Annotated in this window: 7 protein-coding genes; 6 read left to right on the top strand and 1 reads right to left on the bottom strand. The window is 45.9% G+C overall.

Features of this window, described 5'->3' with window-relative positions; translation table 11 throughout:
- Window positions 1-1,066 precede the first annotated feature (1,066 nt).
- From KGF65_RS15520 to KGF65_RS15535, 4 genes are all read left to right on the top strand, one after another.
- Window positions 1,067-2,245 carry a glycosyltransferase family 4 protein gene (locus KGF65_RS15520; protein WP_050340346.1) on the top strand — a complete coding sequence of 393 codons (1,179 nt, stop codon included), beginning with the start codon at window positions 1,067-1,069 and terminating at the stop codon, window positions 2,243-2,245.
- Window positions 2,246-2,297: 52 nt separating this feature from the next.
- Window positions 2,298-3,320, top strand: a complete 1,023-nt coding sequence (locus tag KGF65_RS15525) for a glycosyltransferase family 4 protein (protein WP_003638285.1) — start codon at window positions 2,298-2,300, stop codon at window positions 3,318-3,320.
- Between the two features lie 3 nt (window positions 3,321-3,323).
- Entirely contained in the window at window positions 3,324-4,373 is a 1,050-nt protein-coding gene (locus tag KGF65_RS15530; protein WP_050340345.1) for a lysylphosphatidylglycerol synthase transmembrane domain-containing protein, read from the top strand.
- Between the two features lie 70 nt (window positions 4,374-4,443).
- Entirely contained in the window at window positions 4,444-5,685 is a 1,242-nt protein-coding gene (locus tag KGF65_RS15535) for a D-alanyl-D-alanine carboxypeptidase family protein (protein ID WP_105923500.1), read from the top strand.
- Between the two features lie 120 nt (window positions 5,686-5,805).
- On the opposite strand, the gene KGF65_RS15540 is transcribed toward KGF65_RS15535, so the two are convergent.
- On the bottom strand, window positions 5,806-6,993 hold the full coding sequence (locus KGF65_RS15540; RefSeq protein ID WP_216748726.1) for a pyridoxal phosphate-dependent aminotransferase: 1,188 nt from the start codon (window positions 6,991-6,993) through the stop codon (window positions 5,806-5,808).
- 192 nt (window positions 6,994-7,185) lie between these two features.
- On the opposite strand from KGF65_RS15540, the gene KGF65_RS15545 reads away from it, so the two are divergent.
- Both KGF65_RS15545 and KGF65_RS15550 read left to right on the top strand, forming a co-directional pair.
- A complete protein-coding gene (locus tag KGF65_RS15545) occupies window positions 7,186-7,422 on the top strand; it encodes a YkuJ family protein (RefSeq protein ID WP_003638289.1) in 237 nt (78 codons plus the stop codon).
- Window positions 7,423-7,578: 156 nt separating this feature from the next.
- On the top strand, window positions 7,579-9,684 hold the full coding sequence (locus KGF65_RS15550; RefSeq protein ID WP_216748727.1) for an LTA synthase family protein: 2,106 nt from the start codon (window positions 7,579-7,581) through the stop codon (window positions 9,682-9,684).
- Window positions 9,685-10,461 lie beyond the last annotated feature (777 nt).

Raw genomic sequence — 10,461 nt, forward strand, 5'->3', positions numbered from 1 at the left:
ATACGATTCATCTGTATCTGTGGTGGTTGTTTGATGACGGCCTAGTTTTTCGTACCTGCTTAAGCAGACGATTTTTGAAAGCATAATTGCTAGGCCGAATAAGCTGTGACGCCAATTTTGTTTTTCCTGCTGACATAAGAGGTAGGCGTATCAGAATGAGACACCTTGTACGGTTAGTCCGTACATATGGCCGAATGCATGAATGTTATTGATAATTATAGAGATGGTTAAATTATGAAGCATCATCAACATCAACCAAGCTGGATAAGTACATATTTCAGAAAATAACGATCATTCTAGTTATCGTTGGGTACACCTATGTCTGCCTTTCGAATACGGTCCAGGCTGGAAGGTGTTTCTGACAATGCTCAGCGGCTTTCAGAGTGCGAGGTTCAGACGGGTTGGGACTGAGGATTAGCATAGTCAGAGGGTTAAGCGGCGAACTTCCGCTTGGCGCTCTGGCGTAGCTAACCGGAAGTCCCAGTCTGGCCCGAACACGTTTCGACAATATTGCATAGAACATGGAAGACCAGTATTTAAGACGTGGGCTTCGGCTTAAATCTGTGTCCATCGCGTTCCAGCGTTGTCAGAAATTTCTGTAAGCCGGTGTAGGACGCGCCTCAATCGGCAGGTTTACGCTAATTTGTACTATTTCCAGCGGTTCTCAGCTGGCTGCTTTTGACGTTGAATTTGACTTAAATACGTTATGCCAATTAGCCCATGTGCACAAATTGTGCACATGGGTGGCAATATACATATCAGTATGAAAGACCGAGTGACAGGGGTCGTATTTGCGGGTCAAGATAGACTAGAACACTGGAAAGTCAATAAGCCCATGTATTTCAGCCTTAGCTAATGAATTTTAGCAAGCATTTGAGCTGTTCAGTGCCTGTCCGAACTCTTAATTTATATTAAGATTATTTGCAACTCGGATATTTAACCCATATAATGTTTATAATATAGCCATTGAGTCGTTTTCGTGGGGACCGCGACAAACAGGTCCCATAGCGGATAAGCAACATTAATCAGCGGTACTGTTGATTAATGAAATAAGGGGAGAATCTACGTGAATATCGGGATATTTACAGACACATACTATCCACAGGTGAGTGGGGTCGCAACGTCCATTAAGGTGTTACGCAATCAACTCGAACGGGCTGGTCATCAAGTCTATATCTTTACGACCACGGATCCCCATGTTGATAAGAATATTTATGAGCGGAATATCTTTCGATTTACCAGTATTCCGTTCGTTTCGTTTACCGATCGCCGGATTGCTGTCCGGGGGTTGTTTAAAGCCTACCAGGTGGCCAAGGACTTAGGCCTAGATATCGTGCATACTCAGACGGAGTTCTCGATGGGCATGATTGGTAAATTTGTTGCCAAACAATTAAAAGTGCCATGTATTCATACGTACCATACGATGTATGAAGATTATTTACATTATATTGCGAACGGAAAACTGTTGAAACCATACCACGTGAAGGAAGCCACGCGCGCCTATTGTTACCATCTTAATGGAATTGTCGCGCCAAGTGACCGGGTCGCCAAGACGCTGACCGGTTACGGCGTTAAAGCGCCGATTCGGATTATTCCGACTGGTATCGACATCAACCAGTATGAACAACAGTCGACGGCTGATTATCGTAAACAACTGGGCTATCAACCGGATACGCCGGTGTTGCTATCATTGAGTCGTTTGGCGTACGAGAAAAACATTCATGAAGTCATCGCCGCCTTGCCAGCGATTTTAGACCAGGTGCCCGCCGCCCAATTACTGATTGTCGGTGATGGGCCAGCGCGTGAAACACTGGAAAATCAGGTGGAAGCAGCTGGCTTGAGTGACCACGTCCAATTTACGGGTGAAATTGATAATGACGCTGTTTATAACTACTATCAGATGGCAGATTTATTTGTTTCGGCTTCGAATTCTGAGTCGCAAGGGTTAACGTATATTGAAGCAATGGCGGCGGGTTTGAAGACCGTCGTGGCATCCAGTCCATATACGGATCAGTTATTAGACGATCCGTCATTGGGGACGACGTTTACGAGTGAAGCTGGTCTGGTCAAGGACGTGGTGCGCTATTTGCAACATCCGACGACTTTCGATGATCCTAAACCCCGGCAAAAGAAACTGTATCAGATTTCGGCCGAGTATTTTGGCAAGCAAGTCATCAACTATTACCAGGATGTGCAACTGGCTTATTCGGAATCAACGGATAAATCAGCCAATATCAGCAATTAACGAGTGGGACCATGGGCGTTGAATTGCTGTGTCACATGTAAGGGGACGAATTATGTTAGACATTACCATGTTTTCAAAGGCCGATTCAGTTAAAGGCCAAGGCGTTGGTAGCGCCTATCTTGAATTGATGCGGTTACTGCAGACGCATTGGCAAGATGAGTTCAATATTAAGGTCAATCGGTACGGGCGTTCTGCGATCTCGCATTATCATACGGTCAACCCGATGTTTTACTTGTCGACATTTATGCCGAATCGGGGGCGCAAGATTGGTTACGTCCACTTTTTGCCTGAGACGCTGGAAGGTAGCTTGAAGTTGCCGCGCCCGTTTCAAGTGATTTTTAACCGCTACTTGATTTCTTTCTACAAACGGATGGATCACATCGTCGTGGTTAATCCGACGTTCATTCCGAAGCTGGAAGCGTACCATATCAAACGTGCGGATGTGACTTACATTCCGAACTTTGTTAGCAAGCGCGAATTTTATGAAATGACCAAGTCCAAACAGTTGCGGTTGCGTCAGCAGTACGGTTATGATCAACACAAGTTCATGATTATCGGAACAGGGCAGATTCAGGATCGGAAAGGTGTGCCCGACTTCATCACTTTAGCGAAGCGCAATCCGGATATTCAGTTCGTCTGGGCCGGGGGCTTTTCGTTCGGTCGGATTACGGATGGGTATCAGGATTTAAAACAAGTCGTTGATAATCCACCGGCTAATCTATCGTTTCCAGGGATCGTGGCCCGGGAGAAGCTGGTCGACTACTATAATATGGCTGACTTATTCTTGTTGCCATCGTATAACGAACTATTTCCAATGTCGGTGCTCGAGGCGTTTAGCTGTGGGACACCGGTACTATTGCGCGACTTAGATTTATACCGCGCCATTATTGACGGCTACTATCAAGCTGCGACGGACGTCGATGACATGCAAAAACAAATCGACCATCTGCGTAATAATCCTGCTGGGATGCAATTTTTACATGACAAAGCTGTCTTGGCTGCTCAGGATTACTCTGAGGAACGGCTAGCAAGTGTCTGGCATGATTTTTATTTGCAACAGGCAAAAGAGGGGTAGTCAATGACAAGAAAAAATATCTGGTCATTACTTATCATGGTTGCACTGGGTGTCGGGATTTCTTGGTACTCATTGCGTAACGTGAAATTGAGCAATCTGATGGATGATATCGTCACCTTGAATTGGTGGTGGCTACTCGTTGCACTCGGTTGTGTTGGCCTCTACTTCGGGTTAGAGGCTGTCGTGGTTCAAAAGTTCGTTCGGCACCGTTATCGGCACTATACGTTTCGAAATGCCTTACGGGTGCCCTTAGCGGAACAGCTCTTTAACGGCATCACACCCTTTTCGTCGGGTGGTCAGCCGGCGCAAATCTTCGTGATGGCGCAGTCGGGTATCGATGCCGGCCGAGCGAGTTCAGTCGCGTTGATGAAGTTTGTCGTGTTCCAGGCGATGGTCGTTCTGAACTTTCTATTTTCAATGTTAATTGGGTTTCATTACTTGGCCGAAAAGTTGAGTTACTTGTCGTTGTACGTGTTACTCGGTTTTTTGATTCACTTTGGGGTGATCGTTGGCCTGTTACTGGTGATGTACTGGTATAATTTCACCAAACGCGCCGTTAAAATCGTTTTGATCCCAGTGGGCTGGTTTATGAAAGCCGAGCGTTTTGCCAAGTTTGAGCAAAATATCAGTGATAAAATCGATTCATTCTATGAAGAAAGTTTACGGATGACGAAGGATTGGCGGATGTTACTGGAAGTCAGTATTGTGACTTTCTTGCAACTGTTCTTCTACTATCTGATCCCGTACTTTATCATGCGGGCGATGGGCGTGGATGATGTCAATCTAATTATGGTCACCAGTCTTAACGTACTGATTTTCTTAGTCACGTCACTGTTTCCAATTCCTGGGGGCGCTGGTGGGGCTGAGTTTGGGTTCACCGCGTTATTTGCCAAGTTCATTCCGACGCACAGTAAGTTGATCTTAGCGATGCTGATCTGGCGTATTTTGACCTATTATCTCGGGTTATTCCTAGGAATGATTGCGATGGCGATGCACCCGGAGAAAGCCGAAGAAATTCCGATGACTGAAGATAGCCAGGAGACAGAACTGTGACTTTAATGGGCCGGGCCAAGAATCCGACCCATTTTTCGCGGTTAACGATATGTAATTAAAGGAAGGTACTATGTTAAAGTTAATCAAACACCGGCTAGCGACGGGGCTCGTGCTAGCTGCCGGCATGGTCGGCTTACTAATGGGGACGCCAGCGGTTCATGCGGCCAATAAAGCTGATGAAGTCAAAGCGGCTTATATTATGGATGCACAAAGTGGTCAGGTCGTGTATGCGCAAAATGCCGACCAGAAGTTACCGATTGCGTCGTTGAGCAAGTTGATGACGCTTTATTTGGTAGAATCAGCGATTCAGCGCGGTCAAATCAAATGGACCGATACGGTGCCCATTGACAAAAACGTTCGTAAAATGGCAACGAGTGCCACGCTCTCAGTGATGCCCATGCCGGCCAAGGAACATTTTACAGTGAAAGAACTGTTTGCTGCGACCTTAGTCGGCTCCTCGAATAGTGGTGCAATTGCCCTCGGGGAATACGTCGCCGGTAGTAACGCCAAATTTATTAAGTTAATGAACCAACAAGCCGCCAAGTGGCAGTTAGATGCGCATTTTATCAGTGCGTCCGGACTAGATAATACTGACTTGACCAACTATGACTTGAAAATCGCGGGCACTGGCGAGCAGGACCAAAACATGGTCTCAGCCCGGGCGGTGACGACGATTGCGCGGCACCTGATCAATGACTATCCGGATGTCATCAAAGTTGCCGACCAACGCTCTGTGAAAATTCACAAGTACACGGTCCCGACCTCGGTTCAAATCTTGAAGGGTGAGAAGTATTATGACTACCGGGTGCCGGTTGACGGTTTGAAGACGGGTTACACCAACCAAGCCGGTGCTTGTCTCGTGGCGACCTTCCGTCAAAATGGTCGGCGGATGATTGCGACCACGTTGGGCGGCGCCTGGAAGTTTACCGCCAATAATAACCTGCGCTTGATGTTGAAGCAGACCGAACGCTATCAACAAGTCGCACCGAAAACGATCCAGTATCAAATTCCGGGAACGACGACCAAGCTGCAACTGGAGACGGACAGTCAGACGACTATGTGGCAGAATACGGACCATCCGATGACCCAGGCGAAGATAGAACTCTGGCCGTTGCATCGGACGAAGCCTAACTATTTAGCCGCAGGGACGGCTGTCTTGAAATTGCGATTGACGGACCCATTATCGGGAACCGTCCATAACGTTATTTATCGCACACCTAAGGCTTTAACGATGCTCGGCCCAGTCCAATGGGCGACGCAAGTTAAAAAGTCGACTACGGTCAGTGCAGCTGCTTTTGCGATGGCGAAGTAGGACCGCACACCAACCAGTTGAATTGAATGCAAACGCCCCGTTAACGAGTGAAAAATTCGTTAACGGGGCGTTTTTTAATGCTTTTCGTTAATTTGGCAGAACGTGTGTTAAATTCCGCGGTTAGTCAACGCGATTAGCAGGCGTTTGCATGTAGGCCGTGAGTCGGTCCATAGCGAGTTGTAGCTTTTCCATGCTGGCAGCGTAGCTCAGGCGAACATAGCCTTCGCCTTCAGCGCCAAACCCAGTCCCAGGGATAATCGCTAATTGATTCTTACGTGCTAGGTCCTTGCAGAAGGCCATTGAATCTTGTTCGAAGCCGGCTGGAATCTTAGCAAAGATGTAGAAGGCACCCGTTGGCCGGGCAATCTTGAAACCGAGCTTGGACATCGTTTGATAGACAAAGTCTCGCCGTGCTTGGTATTCCTTGCGCATTGGTAAGGCGTCATCCATGCCATTAGTTAGGGCTTCGACGCCGGCCTTTTGGGCAATTGTGGTGGCGGCAGTCACGTAATATTGGTGGACTTTCTTTAACTGAGCTGTCATTTCTTTGGAAGCGAATAGGAACCCGATCCGCCAGCCAGTCATCGCGTGCGATTTGGATAAGCCGTTGATCAAAATGACTTCATCGGGGATGTACTTGGCAATCGAGACGTGGTCACTTCCGTATGTGAGTTCGCTATAGATTTCATCCGAAACGACCCAGAGATTATGACGTTGGAAGCATTCGGCTAAGGCCTTGACTTCATCGGCGACGTAAGTGACACCAGTCGGGTTGTTTGGATAGTTGAGAATAATGCCCTTGAAGTGTTCGTCAGGATGGGCGGCAATGAAGTCATCGACCATTTTAGGTGTGATAATGAAGTCATTAACGCCGGTGTCCATGAAGAGTGGCCGAGCGTGGGCTTCCTGGATAATTGGAATGTAGGCTGGGAAGATCGGTGATGGCACGATGATGGCGTCGCCAGGATTGCAGATTGTCGTCAGCGCAGTTGCAATCGCTTCAGTGGCCCCCACGGTGACTAAGACTTGGTCTTCCGCGTCGTAGTGTACGCCGTACTTGGTTGTTTGAAAATTAGCGGCTGCCTGGCGTAGTTCGAGTAGGCCGGCCATCCCGGTGTAGTGAGAGAAGTTGTCGTCGATTGCCTTCTTAGCGGCTGCTTTGACGTGTTCTGGTGTGTTGAAGTCGGGTTCGCCCAAGGTCAACTTGACCATATCAGGAATCGCGCTCACTTCTTCGTCGAATTGGCGGATGGTTGAAACTTGAATCTGACTGATCGTCTCATTGAGATCGTCTCTAAATAGTGTCATATGTCCAAACTCCTTTAAATTTATAAGTTGTTCTAATTTTAGCACAACTTCTCACCGTCTTAGCATCAAGTTAGGGTATAATTATAAGTGTGAAATTTTGTGGTAAAAATGGGCTTTCTACTAAAAAAACGTGTTATTAGTCCTATTTTTTGCTAGAATGTAAACAAAACTTGAAGGAGCGAGATTAGTATAATGGATAAATCTGAACTATCAGCAATTCTCAAACGATTAGAAGCCATGCGGACGACTGATGCGACCGAAGTGCAGTCACGGCGGTTCGAAAAGGAAGGCGTTCAACGTGGACAGGTAGCGTACGATCCCGCAACCTCGACGTATACGTTACAAGAATTCAATCCGGACCAAACGTTTGAATTCGATAACATCGACCTAGTTGCCATCGAACTTTACGACTTGTTGACGGACAACTAGTATTCCCCCAAAATCCAGATAGATTTTCGATAGATCCATATTATGACGCGTTGTAATGTTGAAGAATTTTTGAAGAAATCTTCAAGATATTGCTAACTAGTACGCAACCGTTATAATATGGATTTGTTAATAGCAATAACGGAGGAAGAAATTACCATGCCTAAATTTATAAAAAACACGGTTGGGAAAGTCAACACAACGTTGGGCTTTTACCTCCTGACCGTGGTCTTATTTTGGCTAAAGACATATATCGCTTATAAGAGTGAGTTTACTTTAGGGGTTAAGGGACCCGTTCAGGAATTTATCCTGTTTCTGAATCCATTTCCGACAGCCATCGTGTTGCTCGGTATTGCCTTGTATTTCCGGGGCCGTTTAAAATATTGGATCATGATGATCATCGACGCCATTCAGACGACGTGGTTATTTGCCAATATTTTATACTACCGGGAATTCTCTGATTTTATGTCGGCAGGGGTAATTAAGAGTTCTGGTGCTGCAAGTAATAACCTTGGGAAGAGTTTAGGGCAGATTATTCACGGCACCGACTTTTTGGTCTATGCGGATGTTGTGTTGTTGATCCTCCTATTGGCTTTCAAGGTGATTCGAATCGATCCGCGGCCATTTAAGATTCGATATGCGGCGACGTTGACGATGATTGGGGTCGCATTATTCGCAGTGGACCTCGGCATGTCCGAACACGACCGTTCAGATTTATTGACGCGGACGTTTGATAACAACTACATCGTGAAGTATCTCGGCCTGAACACATATGCGGATTATAGTTTCTATCAGACTGAAAAGGAAAGTGCGACCCGTGCCCAGGCAAGTAGTAGTGATATGAAGAGTGTCTTGGCCTACCTGAAGAAGAATCAGGCCGGTGAGAACGTCAAGTACTTTGGTAAGGCCAAAGGAAAGAACGTCTTCGTGATTCACTTGGAAAGTTTCCAGCAATTTTTGATTGATTATAAGGTCGATGGCAAGGAAGTCACGCCGAACCTGAACAAGTTCTATCACGATAAGAGCACACTGAGTTTTGATAACTTCTATCACCAGGTGGCACAGGGGAAGACTTCTGATGCGGAAATGATGATGGAAAACTCCCTGTTTGGGTTACCGACCGGTTCGGCAATGACCCAGTACGGGACTTCGAATACCTTCCAGGCAGCGCCAGCAATCTTAGCGCAAAAAGGGTACACAACCGCGGCCTTCCATGGTGACGTGGCCAGTTTCTGGAACCGGGATAACGCCTACAAGTCATGGGGCTATGATTATTTCTTCTATTCTTCCTACTATAAGGAGAAGGCGGATTATAACATCGGTTATGGCTTGAAGGATAAGATCTTCTTCAAGGACTCCGTGAAGTACCTCGAACAGTTACCACAACCGTTTTACGCTAAGCTGATTACGTTGACGAACCACTATCCATATGAATTGGATAAGAAGAACCAGTCGATCGACAAGACCAAGACGGGTGACTCGACCGTGGATGGCTATGTTCAAACGGCCCACTATTTGGATCAGGCCTTTGCTGAATTTATCAGTTACTTGAAGAAGGCGGGTCTCTATAAGAACAGTATGATCGTGCTCTATGGTGACCACTATGGGATTTCAAATAACCATAAGGCGGCGATTGCACAATTACTCGGCAAGAAGTCCGTCACGAGCTTCGACTTAGCACAGTTCCAGAAGGTCCCATTCATGATTCACTCAGAAGGTATCAAGGGTGGCGTCAACCACACGTATGGTGGCGAAATCGATGCCTTGCCAACGATTTTTGATTTGTTGGGTATCAAGAACAAGGGTTACATCCAGTTCGGAACTGACCTGTTGTCGAAGCAGCATAACCAGACCGTCGCGTTCCGTAATGGGGACTTTGTTTCACCAACGTACACCAAAATCAGTGGGACAGTCTATGATTCGAAGACGGGTAAGAAGTTAACGAATATGACGACCAAGCAGAAGGACACCGTCAAGCAGATGCAGAACCACGTGACGACGGAACTCTCCTTATCCGACCGTGTCATTCAAGGTGACTTGTTGCGCTTCTACACGCCGAAGGGCTTCAAGAAGGTCGATAAGTCCAAGTACAGCTACAAGATCACGAAGACCCTCAAATCGTTGAAAGAGATTCAGGCTGAGAAGAATACCAGTCTATTGTCCAAACGTAAGGGTAAGTCTTCTGAGAGCTTGTATAAGACGGATGCACCCGAATTATCCAGCTCAAGTGACAGTAGCAGTTCAAGCAGTAGTAGTTCAGATTAGATCAGTTGTAATATAGAGGAACGATGCCAGATGATGGAGTTGTTCCTTTTTTTATTGTCATTATGGTTATCTGAGGCAAGCGCAGTTTAGAAGTGACGTCTCTATAAACATTAGTCTATCAATTCCAGACAATGTGATAAGAGGTTAGCTTGACTGAGATGGTGGGTGGCGTTTATGGATTTGGCTGGGACTGCTGGTGCTTTTGAAGCTGCTAGTATTGCCGGAGCGGCTGAGCGACGGATGGTTGTTCCGACTGTTTGATCGGTGGCGATATATGAACTTGAAGCATTAACAAGCAGGGTGACGGTTGATTGGCGTTTTGAGTCATGATTGCTCAGGTACAAATAAAATATTCACTTTTGAATCAGTGCCAGGTCATTGAAAAATGGCGCTTGAAAATTATTCAGTGTTTACGATAAAAATGTCTTGCTATCTTGATTGAAACCCCGTAAAATATAACCTATTGCGACAACAAATGGTGTTCAAAACTTTTCTGAAATTAATTCATAAAAAGGGTTGACCCGGGTCGTTATTCTTGGTATTATATTTCTTGTCGTTAAGAGCGATATGCAACATTACTCATTATTGTGAATATTCTGATTGATGTGAGCCATTACATTGAATAGTTATTCAAAATAATTTATAAAAAGATGTTGACAGGTTGTTCTGATGATGATAAACTTTAATAGTTGCGTTGAGGTAATCAACGAACGATTTAGACCTTTGAAAACTGAACAAAGTTTCGACGAATCAAATGTGTAGGGTCTCTTGATCTTG

Source organism: Lactiplantibacillus sp. 30.2.29 (assembly GCF_018991255.1).
GTDB classification, from domain to species: domain Bacteria; phylum Bacillota; class Bacilli; order Lactobacillales; family Lactobacillaceae; genus Lactiplantibacillus; species Lactiplantibacillus pentosus.

Excerpts from the sequence above, each read along its gene's own strand:
- KGF65_RS15525 (WP_003638285.1), top strand. The coding sequence starts at position 2,298 with ATGTTAGACATTACCATGTTTTCAAAGGCCGATTCAGTTAAAGGCCAA.
- KGF65_RS15530 (WP_050340345.1), top strand. The coding sequence starts at position 3,324 with ATGACAAGAAAAAATATCTGGTCATTACTTATCATGGTTGCACTGGGT.
- KGF65_RS15535 (WP_105923500.1), top strand. The coding sequence starts at position 4,444 with ATGTTAAAGTTAATCAAACACCGGCTAGCGACGGGGCTCGTGCTAGCT.
- KGF65_RS15540 (WP_216748726.1), bottom strand. The coding sequence starts at position 6,993 with ATGACACTATTTAGAGACGATCTCAATGAGACGATCAGTCAGATTCAA.
- KGF65_RS15545 (WP_003638289.1), top strand. The coding sequence starts at position 7,186 with ATGGATAAATCTGAACTATCAGCAATTCTCAAACGATTAGAAGCCATG.
- KGF65_RS15550 (WP_216748727.1), top strand. The coding sequence starts at position 7,579 with ATGCCTAAATTTATAAAAAACACGGTTGGGAAAGTCAACACAACGTTG.